General features: G+C 53.3%; 12 protein-coding genes and 1 pseudogene. 9 read left to right on the forward strand and 4 right to left on the reverse strand.

Translation table 11 applies throughout. From position 1 onward, the window contains the following. Positions 1-17 precede the first annotated feature (17 nt). From ACIQWP_RS30975 to ACIQWP_RS30995, 5 genes are all read left to right on the forward strand, one after another. A complete protein-coding gene (locus ACIQWP_RS30975; protein ID WP_402796145.1) occupies positions 18-5,381 on the forward strand; it encodes an amino acid adenylation domain-containing protein in 5,364 nt (1,787 codons plus the stop codon). A 5-nt stretch (positions 5,382-5,386) separates the two neighbouring features. Further along, positions 5,387-6,724, forward strand: a complete 1,338-nt coding sequence (locus ACIQWP_RS30980; protein WP_402796124.1) for a diaminobutyrate--2-oxoglutarate transaminase — start codon at positions 5,387-5,389, stop codon at positions 6,722-6,724. A 52-nt stretch (positions 6,725-6,776) separates the two neighbouring features. After that, complete coding sequence (locus ACIQWP_RS30985) at positions 6,777-7,700, forward strand: ornithine carbamoyltransferase (RefSeq protein ID WP_402796126.1); 924 nt, start codon at positions 6,777-6,779, stop codon at positions 7,698-7,700. A 232-nt stretch (positions 7,701-7,932) separates the two neighbouring features. After that, on the forward strand, positions 7,933-9,189 hold the full coding sequence (locus ACIQWP_RS30990; protein ID WP_402796147.1) for an MFS transporter: 1,257 nt from the start codon (positions 7,933-7,935) through the stop codon (positions 9,187-9,189). A gap of 355 nt (positions 9,190-9,544) precedes the next feature. Continuing rightward, positions 9,545-10,252: a 4'-phosphopantetheinyl transferase gene (locus ACIQWP_RS30995; protein ID WP_402796129.1), complete on the forward strand. Its 708-nt coding sequence runs from the start codon at positions 9,545-9,547 to the stop codon at positions 10,250-10,252. Between the two features lie 356 nt (positions 10,253-10,608). On the opposite strand, the gene ACIQWP_RS31000 is transcribed toward ACIQWP_RS30995, so the two are convergent. The 4 genes from ACIQWP_RS31000 to ACIQWP_RS31015 all read right to left on the reverse strand — a co-directional run bounded on the left by ACIQWP_RS31000 (position 10,609) and on the right by ACIQWP_RS31015 (position 13,175). Beyond that, a complete protein-coding gene (locus tag ACIQWP_RS31000; protein ID WP_402796131.1) occupies positions 10,609-11,154 on the reverse strand; it encodes a hypothetical protein in 546 nt (181 codons plus the stop codon). A 544-nt stretch (positions 11,155-11,698) separates the two neighbouring features. Next, entirely contained in the window at positions 11,699-11,989 is a 291-nt protein-coding gene (locus tag ACIQWP_RS31005) for a hypothetical protein (protein WP_402796134.1), read from the reverse strand. Between the two features lie 198 nt (positions 11,990-12,187). Continuing rightward, entirely contained in the window at positions 12,188-12,796 is a 609-nt protein-coding gene (locus ACIQWP_RS31010; RefSeq protein WP_402796137.1) for a hypothetical protein, read from the reverse strand. A gap of 31 nt (positions 12,797-12,827) precedes the next feature. Further along, positions 12,828-13,175 (reverse strand): hypothetical protein, encoded by a 348-nt coding sequence (locus ACIQWP_RS31015; protein WP_402796140.1) that lies wholly within the window; start codon positions 13,173-13,175, stop codon positions 12,828-12,830. A 255-nt stretch (positions 13,176-13,430) separates the two neighbouring features. On the opposite strand from ACIQWP_RS31015, the gene ACIQWP_RS31020 reads away from it, so the two are divergent. The 4 genes and pseudogenes from ACIQWP_RS31020 to ACIQWP_RS31035 all read left to right on the forward strand — a co-directional run bounded on the left by ACIQWP_RS31020 (position 13,431) and on the right by ACIQWP_RS31035 (position 21,322). Then, positions 13,431-18,566: a hypothetical protein gene (locus ACIQWP_RS31020; protein WP_402796143.1), complete on the forward strand. Its 5,136-nt coding sequence runs from the start codon at positions 13,431-13,433 to the stop codon at positions 18,564-18,566. A gap of 78 nt (positions 18,567-18,644) precedes the next feature. After that, positions 18,645-18,800 (forward strand): annotated as a pseudogene (locus ACIQWP_RS31025) (HNH endonuclease); the annotation flags it as partial. Positions 18,801-18,857: 57 nt separating this feature from the next. Next, a complete protein-coding gene (locus tag ACIQWP_RS31030; protein ID WP_402796152.1) occupies positions 18,858-19,811 on the forward strand; it encodes an HNH endonuclease in 954 nt (317 codons plus the stop codon). A 593-nt stretch (positions 19,812-20,404) separates the two neighbouring features. Beyond that, positions 20,405-21,322, forward strand: coding sequence for a recombinase family protein (locus tag ACIQWP_RS31035; RefSeq protein WP_402796149.1), 918 nt, complete (start codon positions 20,405-20,407; stop codon positions 21,320-21,322). Positions 21,323-21,351: the final 29 nt, after the last annotated feature.

A 21,351-nucleotide genomic window follows, 5' to 3' on the forward strand; every position in this document is an offset into this window, starting at 1 on the left:
CAAATCCTGCCGTCACCATCGATCCAGACGCGCTCGCCTACGTCATCTATACCTCCGGTTCAACCGGAAAACCCAAAGGCGTAATGGTTCCTCATTCAAACGTCATGGCGATGATGGCGGATGTTGCTCGAATCTACGATCTCGGGCCAACTGACGTCTGGTCCGTCTTTCATTCTTTTTCTTTTGATTTTTCTGTTTTTGAATTGTGGGGAGCATTGCTGTTTGGCGGAGTAGCAATAGTCGTCCCTCACCTTACAGCAAGATCGCCGTCAGATTTTATCGACCTACTAATCGAACAACGGATTACAATCCTAAGCCAAACACCTTCCGCATTTCTTTCTTTGGTGGAATATGCAAAGGACAAGGACGAGCGCCTGCGTGCGCTTGGTTTGCGTTTCGTCGTTTTTGGCGGCGAAGCACTCGACATATCTGCAATCGAGCCATGGGTGAGATATTTCGGCACAAAGTCGCCAGTGCTTGCGAATATGTACGGGATCACCGAGACGACGGTACACGCATCTTATCGTGAAATTACCCTAAACGACTTCAAACGTTCCGGCCAATCACCCATTGGGCACCCGATACCAAACTTAAAAATCCAGATACTCGATAAGCATATGAACTTAGTGCCCTTGGGTATACCAGGCGAGATCTACGTTTCAGGATCCGGAGTGGCGAGGGGTTACCTCAACCGCGGAGGAACAACGGCAGATCGCTTTATCCCTAATCCATTTTCGTCAAAGCCAGGCGATCGTTTGTATCGTTCCGGCGATCTGGCGAAGTGGACCAACGAAGGCGAACTTGTGTTTATTGGTCGCGCCGATCATCAGGTGAAAATACGAGGTTTTCGCATCGAACTCGGCGAGATAGAAGCAGCTATCTACCATTGTCCCGGGGTGGACAAAGTCTTTGTCATGGTGACGGACACTGCAGACGATAAGCAACTTGTCGCGTATGTGTCTTGTTCTAGGGAATCTCCGATCGAAGAAGCCACAATTAAGAACCGCATTCGCGATATACTACCGTCGTACATGGTCCCGCACCATGTCGTCGTCATCGAAAAATTTCCTATCAACCGCAATGGTAAGATTGACAAAACGCTATTGCCACGGCCGGGTGAACTCCCGCGAAGCCGCGACCGACGTCGATCACCTCCATGCAATCCCGTTGAGGATCAACTTGCTACGGTCTGGAGCCGTGTCCTCAAGATAGATGACGTCGGAATTGATGATAGTTTCTTCGATCTCGGTGGAGATTCCATTCGCGCTGTTCGCTTGGTAGGAGCACTGCAGCAAAGTGGTCTTGGCATTTCTGTTCAGGATCTATTCCGCAACCAAACGATTCGTAATCTTGCAAGAATAGTAGGCATTCCCAGCGCTGGGGAAAATCAACTTAGCAAAAGCCAGCCTTTCGAACAAATTACTGACGAAGAGCGGGCCGGTATCCCTCCTGGTGTCATTGACGCTTATCCCGCGTCACTTGTTCAGACAGGGATGCTCTTCGAAATGCTATCTGACAACAACCTCAATCTCTATCACAACGCCACTAGATACCTGATTAGAGACAATGGAAAGTTCTCCCTAGAAGCATTCCAAGCAGCAGTCGACAGCGTGATAAAAAGGCACGATGTTCTGCGGACATTCTTTGATCTCTCCAGCTTTGCCAGGCCGCTTCAGTTGGTCAGCGCAGACGCGAAACTGATTGTCAATTACCTCGATATTCGAGACCTCGGAGCGGAGCAGCAGAAAGCCACTCTGGATGAATCGATTCGGAATAACCGCGCGACTCGATTTGCTCTTAATTCGCCACCCCTATTCCGTTTGAATGTCTTGCAGACTGCTGAAGATCTCTGGTGGCTTGAATTCGTCGAGTGCCACGCCATTATGGATGGATGGAGCCATAATTCTCTGATTACCGAACTTTTGGATTGCTACAAATCCATTCGGCAGGATGGCAAACTCATTGACAAGGAGCCTCCCGGCATCAGATTTGCGGACTTTATCGCGGCTGAACAGGAAGCGATGAACGACAGCAAGATTCGGGATTTCTGGGCATCGCGCCTTAAAGCCTTCCAGCCGCACCGGCTGCCGGAGAGCTGGGGTGATCATTCAGGTAGTGCCAACTACTACGATATTCATGTCCCACTTGACGATATTGAGCAGGCTTTGAGGAACACTGCAAGCCTTGTCGGTGTCCCGTTCAAGTCCGTGATATTAGCGGCGCACCTTACTGTTCTAGCGATAATTAGTGGGTCATCGCGTTTCTACACCGGCCTAGTCTGCAATGGTCGGCTCGAAGCACTCGGCGGAGATGAGGTCCGGGGAATGTTTCTGAACACGGTGCCTTTCGCAATCGACTTCAACGCAGAGACTGACACGTGGCCGGCTCTGCTGAAGGCAGTGTTCGAGGAAGAAATCGAGATCTGGCCCAATCGCCGCTATCCGATGCCGGCAATGGCTGCATCTTGGGGCAATGGCGCGCGTCTTATTGACGTGATTTTCAATTATCTCGACTTTCATGTTCTTGATCGTGACGCTGTCGATCTGAACGAGAGCGTGGACATGAGCCCCACAGAATTTGCACTCCACGTGACGACAGAAGCCGGAGGGCTCCTGCTGACGGCAGACTCGGCTCGAATTGCTCGTCCATATGGAGAGCTGCTTGGCGATCTTTATCGAGGCGTTCTAGAGAGTATCTCCAACAACGCGATCACACGAAATTCTATAAGAGCTTTACCTCCGCTGCTGTATGAAAAATTCGCGCGGCTTGGCCACGGGCAGTACCATAGCATATCACTCCGCCTTCCATTGATGGCCGTAAAGGAAATCGCCGCTCAGTATCCAAACAAGATTGCGATCATGCAGGGCGATAGAAACATCAGCTATCGCGAGCTCAATCAACGATCCGATCAGTTAGCCTCATTTCTTCTCAAGCAAGGGGTTCTGCGCGGCCAGATCGTCGGAATATACCTAGGCCGCAGTCCCGATATGATCGTCACACTACTCGCTGTGCAAAGAATAGGAGCCGCGTATCTACCGATTGATCCAGATCTGCCGGAAGAGAGAATAAAATATATATTAGCGGATTCCGGCGCAACCGCTTTGATCTGCGATGATCCCCTCATTCAAAAATATTCGCTCGCGGGCGTGACGCAGATTTTCTTGTCTCATCATACCTACGACGAACGAGCAGAGGTGACAAACTTACCGAGATCATGGCAGCCGGCGGGTAACGAAATAGCGTATGTGATCTATACCTCAGGATCTACTGGAAGGCCGAAAGGCGTGATGGTCACCTATGCCGCTCTGGGAAATATCTTGGAGCATATGGTCAGTGTCATCGGCCTCAAGTCGGATGATATTTTCCTCGCGGTCACAACTATTTCGTTTGACATCGCAGTGGTTGAGTTGTTCGCGCCTCTGCTTGCCGGAGGGACGGTGACTATCGCAACACGAGATGAAGCAAGAGATCCGGAAAGGCTAGCGAACCTAATTGACGAGGCTGACGCCACTGCTCTTCAGGCGACGCCATCTACCTGGAGGATGCTTCTCGAAACCGGTTGGAGGCCCTCGCGAGGATTCTCCGTACTGTGCGGTGGAGAAAGGTTTCCCCCTGATATTGCTGCTTGTCTGTCTGAGACAGACGCCCTTGTCTGGGATCTCTATGGCCCCACGGAAACGACGGTTTGGTCCTCAATCAGTCCTGTGCAGGCGGGAAGTCGCGGTGAATGGAGGCCGGTTTGGAATACGTCCATTCACATTTTGAGCGATGAACTTTCCCCTACACCGCCCGGTGTCATTGGTGAAATATATATAGGGGGGCTCGGACTCGCGCGTGGCTATCTAGGAAAGCCTGGACTGACCGCCGAGCGGTTCCTGCCGGACCCGTTCAGTGCAGCCGCGGGAGCGAGACTGTATAAGACTGGAGATCTCGCGCGTCGTCATTTGGATGGGACGATAGACATCATTGGGCGCGTCGATAATCAGATTAAGATCCGAGGGCATCGGGTCGAATTGGAGGAAATTGAGGCAGCAATTCTGAAGCGGCCTGATGTCAAGGCCGCAATCGTGCGCCCAATTTTCGAGAATGGCGCAGCAACAAATCTCGCTGCCTATATTGTTGCGCACGATAGAGCCGAATTTGAAATAAACGGCATTCAAGCAACACTCCGCGACAGTCTGCCGTATTACATGATCCCAGCTCAATTCATCCTCGTTGATTCGATCCCTCTCACCGCCAACGGGAAAGTTGATCGAAATGCATTACCCGATTTGAACCCAGATTCTCGCGATTCACATCCGCCCTTAATATCAGCTCGGACGCCGATCGAGTTTCGACTGTGCGAGATTTGGAGTGGATTGCTAGGCAGGGAGATGATCGGAATTTCGGATGACGTCTTTGATCTCGGCTGCCACTCGCTGATGGTAGTTGCCGCGGTGAAGCGAATTCGTGATGAAATTGGCGTCCGGGTGACATTCCAGGATGTTTTCGAAAATAGAAGCGTTGCTGCGTTGGCTGCGTGCTTAGGCCGACGGCGGCAAGATGTTAATGAACCTGAAAAACCACCGTCGCTTGTTTGGTTTCGGAGGACCGGCACCCGACAGCCCCTTCTATGTGTGCATCCTGGCGGGGGGAGTAGTCATTGGTTCAGTGAACTTTCCCGGGTTGTCGACAATACTCGCGCTGTCGGTGCCTTCGAATGGCCTGGTCTCAATTGCGATGTTTCCGCGCCCTCCACAATAAGTGAGATAGCAGACCGTTACCTAGAGGATCTGCTTAATACATCTAGCAACGAAAAATACAATTTAGTCGGCTGGTGCGGAGGAAGCAGCATCGCATGGGAAATCGCTCAGCGTTTGGACGCTGAAGATAAACTCGGATCGTTCTTCTTGTTGGACCCTGTTGTCGACGTATTTCTCAGAGAAAACTACATCAGCCAGCTTGACGATCTTCGAAAATGTCAGGAGCTCTTGGAAAGCAACTTGGCGGGCACATCGAGCTCAGATGCTATCCACACTCGGGTCGAAATCGTAACTCTACTCAACTCAATCGTCGATGATCAAGACGGCCCCATTGTAGTCGATGGATTCGAGGACGTCTGGCTAAGATTGGTCGTAGCCTGGCGAGGACTGTTGGAAGCGCGAATAAAATATGAATTCCGTCCTCTCGCACGTCCGATGCACTTAATTCTCAGCAGAGAGTTACGGGATGGGCGCCACGAAGTGATCATCGGTCATAGACCGGAAGAATATATCGACCGCTGGTCCAAGCTCACAAATGGAGAACTTAAAGTTAAACCGGTGGACGGAACGCATTTCAGCGTCCTGAAGCCTCCTCACGTACATCAGATAGCTGAGTTTCTGGAAACCTGGATGGAGTAGGTGAAATGACCGAGCAAGATTCCCAACTGGCGAAACTCGCAGCCGAACGAAACGCTGTGGAAGTGGAAAGGGCGCAGCTAACAGTTGAGCTCGATATCGGTGACACCGATTCTCTCGAAGCAGAGGTTAGATTATATTCAAGAAAATTTCCGAAGATTTTCTCACGGTCCAAGAATGCAGAAATGTTTGATTCGTCTGGAAACAGATATATCGACTTCTTTTGTGGTGCCGGAGCACTAAATTACGGGCATAACAATGACACGATCAAGAGAATGGTTATTCAATATCTTACGCAGGATGGAATAATGCATGGATTAGATATGAAGACGGTAATTAGACAGCAGTTTATAAGAAAATTCCACGACACAATACTAAAGCCTCGTGGGCTAAACTATAAAGTTCAATTTTGTGGCCCGACGGGCGCTGACGCCGTTGAAGCTGCTATAAAATTGGCGCGTAAGGTCACTGGCCGGGATCTCATCATAGCATTTACCGGGGCATATCATGGGATGTCTAGGGGCGCTTTATCAGTTACCGGGGGGGTGCGCGCTCGCGCGGCTGGTCGCGTACATATACATAATACCAGCTTTGTCCCATTCGAAGTCGGGCCTGAAGGTTCCTTTGATTCTGTGGGCTATATCGAGCGCTTACTTCTGGATGCATCAAGTGGACATGAGAAGCCGGCAGCAATAATTCTCGAACCTTTGCAGATGGAAGGAGGCATCTATCTCGCCTCCAGCGCTTGGCTTCAACGTCTGCGCGATCTCGCCAACCGTCATGGAATTCTTCTAATCTGCGATGAGATTCAAACTGGCTGTGGTCGAACAGGGCCTTTTTTCTGTTTTGAAGGCTCTCAAATTGTTCCGGATATAGTCACGGTTTCAAAGTCAATAAGTGGATATGGATTTCCCATGTCCCTGCTTCTCTTCAAGCGCGAACTCGATGTCTGGGAACCGGGAGAGCACACTGGAACCTTCCGGGGTAATCAACTCGCGTTTGTTTCTGCAAGCGCGGCGTTAGATTTCTGGCAGGACGCCGATTTCAAGGCCAGAATTGATATGAACGGCGAAAGCATGAGATCATTCGGTCTCAAGATACAGAAGAAGGACAGCAGTTTGCGTGTTCGCGGACAGGGAGCTGTTCTGGGTATCGATACTGGTCCGACGGATCAGGGCCGCCGAGCTGCTCGAATCCAGGAAGAGTGCTTCAATCGCGGATTAATTGTCGAATTGTGCGGTCGCGATGATGAGGTGGTGAAGATTATGCCGCCAATTAATATCGATACGCCCACGTTAAATGAAGGGTTCGCAATTCTGCAGGCAGCACTGGAAGCATCTGCATAGAATAACACGCGCATAGCACTAGAATATGTCACATATCTGGAGGGAGGATGAAATGAAAAGTAAGCGCCGTAGTTTGATATCTCTCAATGATATACGCACGCCCGAGCTCGTGGACTTGGTTGCTCGAAGTGTAGCATTTTCCTCAGGCGCCACAAGTGCAGCGCTAGACGGAAGAAATATAGGGATTTTCTTTACTAAGACGTCGACCCGTACGCGAACGGCGTTTTCCGTCGGAGCCCAAAAACTGGGCGCAGGAATTATATCATTTGCACCGAGCGATCTGCAATTGAGCACCGGAGAATCGATCGAAGACACTGCTCACGTCTTATCTCTAATGCTCGATGGTTTGGTCATCCGCACTGCAGGCGATCCGGCGGAGATGATTGCATTTGCAGCGCACGGCCGTATGGCTGTTGTAAATGCGATGAGTGCTGAAGAACATCCTACCCAAGCGATCGCCGATTTGGCCACCATGCACCGCCACTTCGGCCGTATCGAAGGTCTGACGGTGCTGTATGTAGGCGAGGGTAACAATACTGCTGCGGCTCTGGCGCTCGGCCTAGCCCGCTTTGCCGGTGTGACGCTAGAACTTCGGACACCAAAGGGTTATGGAATTGATCGCCGCATAATCGCTGCCGCGCACGATATTGCTCGTGAAAACGGTGCTCGAATTGTCGAGAGACACGACATGCATGAACTGCCGATCCAAGCAGACGTTGTCTACGCAACTCGGTGGCAGACAACTGGCACAACTAAGCCGGATCCCGATTGGAGATCCGTGTTTGCGCCATTCAAAGTTGATGGTGGTTTGATGAAGCATTGCAGGAACGCCGTGTTTATGCACGACCTCCCTGCGCATCGGGGAGAAGATGTCACCGCTGATGTCATTGATGGACCCCGAAGTATCGCTTTTTTGCAAGCATCGTTTAAGCTGTACAGTGCGATGGCGGTTTTAGAATGGAGTATCCCGAATTAGAGACTGAACTATGGCGGTGCGTGAATTCAGGAACGTCTTGATCTCAGGTAGACTGTCTCTATTCCTTGTTTCCCGAGCAAATTTGCAACATCGAAATGAAAATAGGCGGTTTTGAGCACGGAGAAAGCGATGATTTTGAAGCAAGATGATGCCGACGTTGCCGTGGCCGAGATTTACCGGAAAACCGCGATTTCTTGCAGGAAATATAATAACATGGCCGGTAATGATATCAATGGTGATTACTTTGCGACGCCTACCTGTTAGCCTTACGCCACTTGCCACCCCGAGATTGCGGCGGCTCCTCGCCGCACAAGTTCCTTCCGATCTCGCGGATTGGTTGGACTTCGTGGCATTAAGTGCACTGGTAGCATTTCAATGGCAACTTGGACCTGGAGCGGTAGCAAGTTTAACGTTGGCACTAGCTTTGCCATATGTTGTCCTAGCACCCGTTGTCGGCGTTTTGGTTGACAGGATGGATCAACGAACGCTGTTGATTGCGAGTAATATTTTGCGGTCGATCGCAACAGCGGCGTTTGTTCTGGCTCCAAATCTACTAGTGCTTCTTGTATTTGTTATCTTAAAATCCAGCGCGGACGCTTTGTTTACTCCGGCAAAGCAAGCTGCCATTCCACTACTGACTGCGCCTGATCAGCTACTATCGGCGAACAGTCTTAGTCACATGATTAACCAACTGACAAAGATTGTTGGCCCGGCTCTGGGTGGAGTTTTGATCGTATTCCTTGAGCTACAACAAATTTTCTTAGCGAACGCGGGCCTATCTCTGATCGCCGCTCTGATTCTTCTTGGACTACCTAACGGGCTGCGCTCAAGTCATACCAATACGGCGCGGAGAAAGTTTAGCCAGGAGTTCATAGATGGAATTCGACATATTCGCAATAAGCCACTCCTTGCCACCGCTATTCTGGCAATGGCCTTTGGTTTCTTCCTCATATTCCTATATGACGGGCTAATTGCACTTCTAGTCAAAGAAATTGGATTTTCGAGCGCGCTGCTCGGAGCTTCCGTTGCTTCTGCCGGCGCGGGCGGTGTGGTCGGCTCATTACTTCTTGGACAATTCTGTGAGAAGCGTGACCCATTCCAGTTGATGATTGCGTCAGGGCTTGCTGGAGGAGTGCTGATTGCACTGATGGGACATGTCGGGCGAGGCGATATCATGATGCCCCCCCTCGTTTTCTGCGTGCTCTTATTTGCCACGGGTGTGGCCAGCGCCGGTTTGTTCGTTCCCTATCGAGTAGTCCTACAGAAGGAGACGCCTCCTGAACTTATAGGACGCGTTGCAGCGGTGGGCGAAGGGCTGAGTGCAGCAGCGATGATGACCGCGCCTCCCATAGGGGCTGGATTGGCAGAAATTGCCGGAGTGTCTGCTCCGTACTTAGTCAGTGGCTACGCCACCGCCATCTTTGCATTGATGTTGCTTTGCGTTAGGCGCCGAATAGACAAAAGAGATGAATTAATGGCCGGAGATTAACGGCCGCAGGGCAACTCGAAGATTAAAGCGCCGACTACTTTTGGCGACGTCGCTTATTCGCAGTGATTCCATCAACCCCGTCCCGGGCTAACCAGGCGCCCTATAATTCGTTGTCATCAGTACGAGTGCGTAAACGGAACTGGAATCGTTTGTGAGGCTGGTTGTTTTGCTTTGCGTAAGCGCCTCGTCCTAGCTTTTGGTAATACCACAGAGGTTAAGTTTGTCGATGGGTTTGAGCAGAGTAATTCGAAAACCGAGATACTCTGAAACCAAATGGTTGCTAGCCAATCGATAGTCTAGTTCAAATGACCTGACTATTGCTGACGCAGAAGGCCGAACTAGGATAGATGGCTTCATGTACAAGATTATATCGCTTGATCTCCCTTTCTTAGACGGGGAACAGTTCCTTCAGCTAAAGTCGGAGCATCAGGTTGTGGGTGTCATTGGTAAACTCCGCGACTATACACAGGAACTCTACGCGACCGAATTATCTCAGTTGGAACGAGCCGTTGAGAAGCGGCGTATCGAATATGCTGCTGGGCGACATTTCGCGAGGATCGCCTTAAGGGCTATAGGTTATCCGGCTTACCCCATTATGACAGGAAAGTTTCGGCAGCCACTTTGGCCAGAAGGAATAGTGGGAAGCATTACTCACTCACAAACGTTAGCCATGTCTGTCGTAGCGAGATACAACGAACCTTTTCGCAGTATTGGAATAGACGCAGAAGTGGAAGATAGCGTGTCCTCGGATCTGGTCGATATTCTTCTTACGGAACGGGAGTTAGCCGAACTTCCTAGAGGTAGGACGTGCTCGGCAAGGGACCTAACTTTAATCTTTAGCGCAAAGGAGGCAGTCTTTAAAGCTGTCAATCCCATCACAAATTTAATGATCGACTTTAGTGAGATAGAAATTGGAGTCGATTTCAGTGCTCGCACTTGGCATGCGACTTATGTTGGCTCCAACAAAAGAAATGAAATTATGAACAACGGAGTTGGCGGCTACAGCTTATTTGAAGGCCACTTCGTAAGTTTTTTCGGCATTCCTCGCGTATCTACGAGCTGACAAAACATCAGCATCTAGATGCACAACCAGAGTTTTAATGACGCTTGCTGCGAAGTCATCGCCAAGCATCATCTTCGTGTGATCAATCATGAAAGAGCTGTAAATGCTTGACACTTACAAATCGTGCGATTCTGAACGCAGTAGCCCATCGAGTAGTAACACCTATTTGCGCGGCAGAAGCGACAATTCATAAGCCCTTCAAACATATGCTCGGCAGAGATCCTCTTAAGCCTCTTTTAGAGCTCCGCTACGAGGCTCTCGCAAATACTTTAGCCGTTCAGCTTAACCCACTCACTGACTAGAAAAATCAATTGACGTGATAGCTCTGCCGATACCACATACATTCAGAGCACTCCTTAAACTTGGCTGAAATTTGACGGTACGCCGCTGCGCTTGGCGAACTCGTGATCCATGGCATTACGCATAAAAATTAGATTTCCCATGAACTCTACGCCATTTGCCATACTGTCCATGATAACATTCGCCGACTTTTCTTTGTCGATACGGCCGTCTTCTAGCAGCACCGTTTTTGGTAATTCTACGATGCCCAAAGTTGTCATCGTCTTGAACATCCGGCTGAGGTGAGTGCAATTCCACTTCATTGTCATAGTTAGTGGACACTTTAGATAAAGGAGCGGGTTTGTATGCCACAACGCAAGGCCATTTGCATCCTGCAGGATAAAGTGCATCTCAACCCCATTGTTCAAACGAAATTCATCGATGAAGATACGGCGAGCAAGGACTTCACATCCTTTCATCAGGCCACGCACATCCACGGTATCTATTTTGACATTGATCGTGGTCGGTTCATGAAGCCCCTGATATTGCACGTTCAGGCGTGCACCACTTGGTAATTCGTCAACGGTAACCTCTGCAATACGAAGCACGTAGGTCTCTATCATCGTAGATCTCTGAAACGAACGTTTCTAGTCTCGCGGCACACCAAGGCTTAATATTCATGAAGCAGCGGATATGTATCACAACCACCTGGAGAAAAGTAGGTCCTGCGGCGCGGGTTGTCAATTGGCAGCAAAGTTTCGATCCAGCTGATGCGTCGGACGATGCCATGGCCATTTGTTAGCTGTGTAGTCCTGTGTCGGATAATGCAACCAATTTGCCGCAGCACTCATATTAGCGGTCATCGCAGCATCACTACCGACGGCTACCTACGCTAAGACCCTTTCAGCCGGCTGAGAGAGGAAACGCCCCTCGACCCCGGTCGCGCGATTCCCAAGAAAGCTGTATATTTTATTTGCTCTTGAAGGAGTCGAACCGCGGGCCTGTGGTTCAGTTGAACTGTGTCTGGAATGCTAAAGCATTGTTAGAAAAAGACATATAAAACAAAACGTATGCAGCACGGAATCTTTACCTGATTTCGATACCCCACATGAGCGACACCAATTGCGAGGAACGTGTTGTATCTACGGGCTGCGGTCGCGAGGACATTTATGGCTGATTCTGGACCGTTGCTCCACCGCCGGAGGCCTTGAAAACGAGCGATATCATCCCGTAAGGATTGCTGCTGTTGACGAAAAGCATGTCACCGTCATCGTCTTTGATAGTGATGGTGCCATAATTGCACGCATTTGAAGCAGCACGATATAACTTCAAGACCTTCCCTGCAGTCGTCGTCCCAGGCAAGAACTTATCAGGAAAATCGACCAGATCAGTGCCGCGTCGAAGCCGCCATTTCCTATCACTGAGAAGCGGATCGAGAATGATTTTGCCAGCTGCCATTCATCAAGCCCATCTACCGGCTCGTCGTCTCCAGCGCTCTCTAAGGCTGTCACGAAATTAGTTTGGACTTGCAAATCCAAAACGATGCCGCTCGCTTTCTCGGCGACAACGTTCACAATGCCAAGGGCATCTGTCTCAAATGAAAAAGTATAGACGTAGCATGCCAGGTCATCGCTGCAGTTGACGGCTGCCTCCTTCTTAAAGGAGATGTGTTGATCGCTTGCGCTTCCAATAATTCTCGACGGCGTCGAGCTTTGCGGTCGTCTGACCTCCCAACCGATCTCTTGTGACCACAGGCAACCCGCCGTCCTCCACCGCAGCAAGAAGTTCTCTTTCGAAAATTGTCGCTGTGTGAAGTATATTCCCAAAGAAGTTTACGCCGGCCAACTCGGTTATTTTCTGGAATCGCCGGCTCTCCAGTGAATAAACGCCTTCCGTCTTAAGCTCGGCGAAACGAGCCTTCGCCAGCTCCTCAATCCTTTGCGTGAATATCACGACGTTGTTGGCAACCACTACACCTCCGTCAGCGATCCCGAATATAAGCCGAGGTCCCACCTCCGCGACGTCAGGCAAGCTGCGGTCGTTCGAAGACAGCCACTCGATATAGGCGTCGCAATCAAAATGCTCATGCTGGAGAAACTGGTCATCGAAGCGCAAGGGGAGGTAGGAGTTGAATATCCGCGCAATACCCATTGCCTGCCAGGCTTCGACGGACGAGATCGCCGCAACGTCAGGCAAATCCCGCTGCAACAGCTCTTGATCTGACTCATTCTCCTTGTCAGGAAAGCTTCTCTTTATTGAGATCAATACGTCAGCAATAGCATTGTCGGCAAAAGCATCAGCCTCCTGCTCTAATTGGCGGGTCCTTTCGGTGAGCGAGAAGTTTGGGAATATCGAAGAGCGAAAATGCTAGTGGCGCGTGGTTATCCATTTTCGCGCCACTGAACTGCTTTATGTGGCCCAGCTCGTGCAGCAACTGCCACGTGAAAGACAAGACGATGATGTCGTCTTTGTTTGGTGCACTAACAAATCCGCGCAACTCCTCGAGCATCTCCAGATAGACATCGGGGGCCCAGCCTATGTACGCCATGTCATAGGCTTGCTTGCGCGACACGGCAGCGTACATCTCAATCAGGTCGGATTTGTCAAAATCGCTGGCCGGCATCAGCTCATTAAGCTGCCACAACAGCCCAATATTCGCATGAACTTTCCCGATCTTCGAAGTTGAGAACGCTTAGTATTAGTATTTATAGACGTAAGCTAACCAAAGCTAGCGATATCGTTGAATTGATTACGCAATCTCAGCGTATTCGCTCAATTTAGGCCCTCTAGGCAGTGATTCGATCCGAACCGTTGCGATCGAGTCGGTCGAATTTCCGTCTCGTTTGCGTTAACAAGCGAGACGGAGAGTCCTCAAGGACGTGCAGGAACGAGTGAGCCCATGGATCAAACAGCCGCAGACGAAGCCGGAAGCGAGGATAAAGGCTCCAGCCCGGTTGGGCGCGGGGGTGCCGGAACCTATATTGAAGGCGAACTGGGCGCATTCTATCTCCTCCAGATGCTGGCAGGGAGCGAAGCCCGTGGCCTTCCCAACGCCAGGATAGAGAAAATCCAGTTTCAGGGCGTGGACGAAGGCTATGCGCTGGATGATCTGGTCGTTCACGGTGTATCAGCCAAGGGCAGTTCCCTTCTCGAGATTCAGTCGAAGCGCACGATCAAATTCTCGCCGAAGGACAGCATCTTCCAGAGCGTCTGCGAACAGATCGTGCGAAGCGCACCGGCGACCGAGCCAACCGATCGCCATCTGTATGCTGTTGCGACCCAGCGTACGAGCTTCGCAATCTCCGGACCCTATCAGGACGTGCTCGAATGGGCGCGGGTGGCAAGCTCGGGGGCTCAGTTTTTCGAGCGGCTCGGCCTTAAGGGCGTTGCAAGCCCGGCGATGCGCGACTTCGTCGACACCTTTCGCACGAACCTTGTCGCTCAGGGCGTGACAGACGATGACGAGGCGATCTGGGGCCTTATCCGGCGATTTCTGGTCCTGGAGTTCGATTTTGAGTCGAGCGCGCCCCAGGCATTGGCCCATGCACTGATGATTGCTTCACAAGTGCTTGCTCCCGAGGACGCACCTCGCGCGAAGGCCTTGTGGAGCAATCTCATCGAACTTGTGATCCAAACCGGCAAGACCGGTGGCTCGATCACACGCGAAGAGCTACCTGGCATCCTCATCGAGCGTGGCTTTCACCTTTCTGGCAGTAGAGACCATGCCAGAGCGCGGGCACGCCTTTCGGAAATGTCGTCTTTCGCCCTCAAGGACATCGGAACGACAGTCGGCGGCGTCAGCCTGCCTCGTCAGGGGGCGCTGGCTGCCTTTGACGAAGCTCGCGACAAACACCGGTTTATCGAGATCAATGGCAAACCCGGCGTCGGCAAGTCCTTCGTGTTGCGTCACCTTGCCGAGCGGATAGGCCGTGAGGGGCATGTGATTGTCCTTGATCCGATAGGAACCCCTGATGGTGGCTGGACAGCACTTGCACAGCGGCTCGACGTCCCCGGCACGGCCAAGGAATTTCTGGCCGACCTTGCCGTCAGCGGGGGTGGCACCCTGTTCATCGATGGGCTGGAAATGTTCGTGTCCCCAGAGCGGCGGAGAACGATCAATGACCTCTTGCGAGAGATCGCGACGATCGATGGCTTCTCTGTTGTCGTATCGACCAGGTCCGACGTCGAAATCGAGGGCCATGGTTGGCTCGCCGAAGACGCGATCGCTGTCCTCGGCTCACCACATCGGATCGTCGTTGGCGACCTCGACGACGAGGAAGTCGCAGCGCTTGGCGAACTGGCTCCGGAGCTGCAGGCCCTGCTTGCGCCTGGTCATCCTGCCGCCAAAATCTCGCGCAACCTCTACCGGTTAACTCAGTTGTTGAAGGTACCGAGTTCCGTCGAGATCCGAACGGAAGCTGCGCTAGCCGAACAGTGGTGGAAGACCGCAGACGGTGCAAGACCATCGGATGTCCGAGCCACACAACGTCTTCTCGATGATCTCGCGACGGCGGCTCTTCATGGACGCGACACGATCGATGCCCCGGAAGATTCGCCCGCACGGGATCACTTGCTGGGCAGCCTGACCTTGACGGAGCCGAGGCGGGACCGTCTTGCCTTCTATCATGATGTGCTTCGGGATTGGGCGATCGGAGCCATCCTCGACGAAGACATCACCCGGCTCGATGGCACCGACCTAACCGTTCCGCCATCACCACGCTTGATGCGTGGCATCGAGTTTGCAGCCCGTTTTGCTCTTGAGAAGGGACAAGACGGCGCTGCCTGGCAGGCGCTTCTGGCGCGGTTGTCGCCAACAGGCGCGCACGACGCATGGCGCCGTCAAGCACTTATGGCAATCGTCAGATCCGAGTTATCCACGCAGCTTCTGGTCCGTTGCAAGTCTGCATTGCTGGCTCAAGGGGGAGCGCTGCTGGTCGAGCTCTGCACGGCCATAAGGGCGGTGGAGACGACGCCTATGGCAGAGCTCTTCGCCAAGGCTGGAGCGACGGGAGAGATTGTCGATGTCCCACGGTCGCTGCGCTCTGCAACAACATCCTCTGCGCCTACCGTTTTGATATGGTGTGCGGCAAACGCCGCAGATATACCCCTTCAGGCAATCGCGTCGGTCGTCAAGCTGGTCGAAATCCAGTTTCTTCTCTCCTTGACGGTCTCCCCCTTCGGCCAGATGGCAGCGAAAATGCTGTTTGGCTGGCTGATGCAGCTCGACCTGCGCGGTGCGCAATCTTTGATCCCAAGTCCTTCCGATGCGCCGAAACTTCGTGGGCAGGCGCACCAGGAGATGGTCGGCGATCTTCGCTCGATGGCGCTGCTGCTTTCAGGCAATACACCCAACGAAGCTAAGCGCTATCTCACGGCACTCGCCGCAGAAAACAATCCGTACCGGCTGAAGGAAATCCGCCAGTTTGCCCGGGTACTTGCTGGCGCGGCACCGGATGAGCTTGCAGCCCTTGTGGAAGCAAGCCTCATTGAAACCCCGCGACGTGGCGAGATCAGCCGCAGCTTTTCCGACCGAGCACTCAGTTTCGCCGACACGGATTATTTGCCACCTTCGCCCGCGCAGCCGCCTTTTCTCGATTTGCTGGACGCAGCGCCGGCCGCCGGCCTTGCGCTCATTCGCAAGCTTGTCGGCGTCGCGGTTGACTTTCACGCGCGCGGCAAGACAACGACTGACAACGGTTACACGCTGATCCTTGATGGAAAGCCACGCTTTTTCCCATGGGTCGAGACCTATTTCTGGACGCGCGGTCAAGCTCATGAGTATTCTGCAACCTCGGGCCTGATGGCGCTCGAAGCCTGGGCCCAGGAGCGGCTGGACAAGGGCGATGATATAAGGTCCGTTCTCAGCGACATTCTTGGACCCGAAGGCAGCTGCGCTGCCTATCTGCTGGTCGCAATTGATGTGCTTGTGTCCCATTGGCCAAGTACGAAAGATGCGCTGGTCCCATTTCTCGGTAACCCCGAACTGCTCTCAAACGATCGGATGCGCTCGACACATGAAGCTATGGCGAGCCTGATGGCCAGGAAAGAGCCGAAGGGGCGGGTGACACTCGCCGATCTCGCCAAGCGGCAGTCACGCGGAGTAGCGCTGGAGGATCTGCTTCCATACTATCTTGCCGATGACGAGCCCGGGCAGCGCCTTCGGACGCTTGTTCGAGATGCGGTTGATGAGCTTGGCTCGTATTCAGAGGAATCAAATTTCGCTGACCCCGCCTTCATGGGAGCCTATGCGATTAACAGGCTCGACCGTGCCAATTGGATTGAGGTCTATGGAGGCCTTCTCTACCAATCTCCTCCAGCGGAAGCCAAGCACCTGGCAGAGCTCGAAGAAAGACGGCGCAAATTCGCTGATGCCAGCAACATCGAGGCTAAAATTCAGCTCGCGGTCAACGATCCTGCCAAAGGCTCGAACGAGGTGGCTCAAGCGGCGATCGATTACGCCGAGGGAGACCTTCCCGACGATAGTGATGCCGATCATCTGAGGTCGCGATCGACGCGCCTGATCGCGACCGCGATGCTTGTGGCCCGCGATGGCGACGATGCACTGCTTAAAGCCCACGAGGACTGGGTAAGGCATGTTATTGCGAGAGCCCTGGAGGAAGACGGCGAGCGTCATGGCTCCGGCGATATGTTGGGCTACAACCGGCCGGCGATGGCCATTTGTGCACTCATTCACCTCTGGCATCGGCAGAGGCTGCCTGCAGATAGAAACGTCATCATCGGAACTGCCGCCCGCAAGGATCTTGCCGCCGTGCTGGCCTTGAAGGCAACACTGGCGATCATCAAGGAAACGGAACCACGCATCTTGAAATCGATGGTGCGGGTCGCCTTTGCGAACCGGCGGTGGCGCTGGCAGCCATACGACGAAGACGGAGCGGTTCGAGCCGCCTATGACGCTGAAAAGGACCGTCTCGATCGCGAGGCGGTCAGATCGGAAATCAGCTGGTTCGACGGCAGCATGGAGCCAGATTGGCCGATCTTGCCAGACGAAAGCCCCTCCATTCGCGATGCGCGACCGGTCTGGAAGAGCAAGCCGATTCCTAAAGCGCAAGTCGAGGACGACGAAGATGCGGTCGCAGCCGAGGCGAGCAAGGCTTCAGTTCACGTCGACGCGCAGGCCATTGCCAAATGGCTCGGGCTTTTGAACATCGAGGCGAAAACGGCGCCGGATTGGCGCTGCGAGCTGGTCGATACATATGCATCATGGTCCGCCCACCTGAATGCTCATGGGCATCCGGCAGAAACCGAGCTGGACCGTACGCCTGACGACTGGAATTTCCAGTTTTACACGCTGATGGCAGCGGAGCTGATGGACGCGTCAGATGAACGGTTCGAGCGACTTCTCCAGCCAGTCCTTGCGCTCCCGGACGCCTCCTTCTGCGATGTCTCCGACGCGGTCATCCATGGCGCCGATGTACTGTACTTCAACGATCAAAGCCGGCCGGCCGATCGCGCGATCGCGCTGCGCAAGCGGCTGGTGTTGCGCATGACGATGATCCATCGCTGGCGCTGGTACCAGCGCGCCGCCGATCTGCAGGTTGACCACACCAGCGGTCCTCCGATCGCGAAGCTGCTTATGAACCTCTACACTGCGTTCACAGGCGCAGAGAGTTACCTCGTCCCCGCTGTATTTGATCGTATCGATCCACTGTTGGGAACCCTGCGACCTATGCTGGCAGGCGGTCCTACGGCCTTCGTCGCGCTTTGCACGATGAACACGCTCTTGGTTGCCCCCGCCTCCCGGCATCTGGACTTCCTGCTATTTGCCGCGGAAACCTGGCTACAAACGACAAAAGAAAATCCATCCATGTGGCAGTCCCTCGGAATAGGGCGGAAGGTTGCCCAGTGGATCGAAAGAGTCGCAATCGAGGATCTGTCGTTGCTCGCCGAAAACCATCCGGAGCGCGCGAGGATCGACGCGATGCTGAGTCGACTGGTCAGCCTCGGTGTGTCTGAAGCGCACGATATAGAGTTGCAGATTCAGACCGGAAAGGATGACGTCGGCGTACGCAGATAGATGGCAAATCTTTTTACGAACACGTTCGGTGGGATGTAATATTTATCGCAGGAATCCATACGGGCGCGAGGGGATTGAATGGCAACATGTGCAATTTGCGACTGCTCGCTCGGACGAGGAAACGAAACCAACGAGCACGTCATCCCGCAAGCGATCGGGGGACGACTCGCGGTGAGGAACTTTATTTGCCGGAACTGCAATAGTGAAACAGGCGACGCGTGGGACGCAACGCTTGTTAAACAGCTACACCCCCTATCATTGCTGTTTGGAGTAAAGCGCCAACGAGGGGAGGTGCCAGATCTCGACATTGTGACTACAGAAGGCGAAGAGCTGACAATTCAGCAAGCGGGCGGATTCAGGCCATCACGACCGACAATACAGCGTATCACCACGTCTGATGGTAAGAGCATACAGCTCAGAGCCAGATCAATGGGCGAAGCGAGAAAGATGCTGCAGGGCCTCGCGCGCAAACAACCCGATCTGCCCATAAAGCAACTTCTCTCCAGCGCTGTTTCGATCCGAGTGTATCCAAAGGGTCTTGTGCGCCACGAGCTCGAGTTCGGCGGTGAAGCAGCGGGGCGCTCCGTCGTTAAATCCGTTATGGCGTTAGCCAATTATGCAGGGATCTCCGTAGATCGGTGCGCCAACGCCAATCTCTATCTTAGGACATCGACGGGGAACCCTTGCTTCGGATATTTTCACGAGCGAGACCTACTAATCGCGCGACCTATTGGCGTTCCGCTACACTGCGTTGCGGTTAAAGCCGATCCAAGCGATGGCCTTGTCCTGGGATACGTCGAGTACTTCGGTGTGCATCGCGCGGTGGTTTTGTTGGGCTCGAATTACAATGGACCGCGCGTCGAAAATTGCTATGCGATAGACCCACGTCTAGGCGAACGCATTGAGGTCAGCGTATCACTGGACTTTGATCGAAACGACATCAACGCCATTTACAATTACAAAATGACTTCCGCGGAGGGAATGAAGGCGGCGTTCGATGCCGTCATTCCAGGAGCACTTGCTCAAAAATTCGACGCGGAAAGAACGCGCGTCGTCAATGAGGCTTTTGAATTTGCATTCGCGAACTGCGGAGCCAAAGACGGAGAAATTCTCCAACGCGAGCACTTAGAAACCGTCGCGCGGCTTATCGCAGAAAAGCTGGTGCCCTTCATCTTATTGAGTCATAGCCCTCGGCCTTCGGCCTCTATCGAATCCACGACTGACGAAATCCAAAATCGGCCATAGAACAGTTTCCGCCGGCCTCAACGGCAGCGCTCCGATCATGGGGCGGCTTTTCCATTTGTTAACCATATGGATTAACGATGCTCTTTCTCCTTGTTGAAGTGAAATCGGTTGTCGCTTCCGTCGCTCATACGGTGGTTTCTTGGGCCTATCACTATCGATAAGTATCAAGTATCGCTAGTGATGGATTTGAGGCCCCGGAAGCGGATGTCAGTCATCGAGGATCGGCGGAAAGCCCGCAAATTCGGGCTTTTTCCGGCTTCTTCATTGAGGATCGGTGGAAAATTCTGCCCGATTGAGCGGAAATGACGCGCGCCAACCGGGCGAGCGCCTCCCCACCCCGAACGCCGGTGAACGTCTGAGCCTGGCCAAAATACCAGAGTCGGAGCCCATCCCCTCCGAAACAGCCGATTTCACGGCATTTCCGCCGCAAATGCCCACTGACAGGCCTTAAGAGGCTGCGATGATCCGTTCCGAGATCAAGCCAGAAAACGCGCTGAATGGTGCTCTATTTGAGCCATAAAACACGCTTGCAAACCCTCCTTTTCTCAGACATTCATTATCTGTACAAATGCCCCGAAAACGAGCCAAAACTGATGCCACAGGTTGCAACCGCCAGCTCGCCTCCCCCGCCGCAGCGATTGATCGGCTATGCCCGGGTGTCGACGGATGATCAGCTGAACGATGCCCAGGTTGATGAGCTGCGCGCCGCCGGCTGCCATCGCATCCACCAGGAGCATGAATCCGGCATCTCACGAGCGCGACCGGTGCTGACCAAACTGCTGAAGGATCTCACCGCCGCCGACGTACTGGTCGTCGTTCGTCTCGATCGCCTGGCCCGATCGGTCAGCCATCTGCTGCAGGTAATCGAAGACCTCGAAGGGCGCGGGGTGCATTTTCGTTCGCTGCGCGATCCGATCGATACGTCGACGCCGCAGGGCATGTTTTCCTTGCAGGTGTTATGCGCCGTCGCCCAGCTCGAGCGCGCGCTGATCGCTGAACGAACAAAGTCCGGTATGAAGGCCGCCAAGGCGCGCGGCAAGCTTGCCGGCAATCCCGGTCTGCGCGAGCGCCGGCCGGAAGCGATCAAGGCGGTGTCGCAGGCACGCGAGAAACTCTATCTCGACGAACTGATTTCGTCGGCACAGAGATGGTTGCCGACCGTCATGCAGCTCCGACCGCAGCATAGTTGGGACAATGTCGTCCGCGTCCTTAACCGCCGCGGCCACGACTGGACGGTTGAACGGCTGCGCCGCGCCGTCCATCGCATGGTTCGTGAGAAGCTGGCCGAGCCAGAGCTGCTGGTCCGCTCTCCGCGTCGTGCGCCAGAAGACCATTTGATGAAACTTGTCGCCGCAATCGCCATCGCCGATCCCGGATTATCGCTTCGTGACATTGCTGCTCAACTGGATCAAATGGGAGAGCGACCAGCACGGGGTGGTCGCAAGTGGCAACCATCGTCCGTTCGTCATCTGCTGGATGAGGCGCGTCGGTTCGGTCTCATCCGTCAGTAAGGGCGCGAAACATCAACTTGCCGATCGCT

The organism is Rhizobium sp. NPDC090279 (genome assembly GCF_044769665.1).
Lineage (GTDB): Bacteria > Pseudomonadota > Alphaproteobacteria > Rhizobiales > Rhizobiaceae > Rhizobium.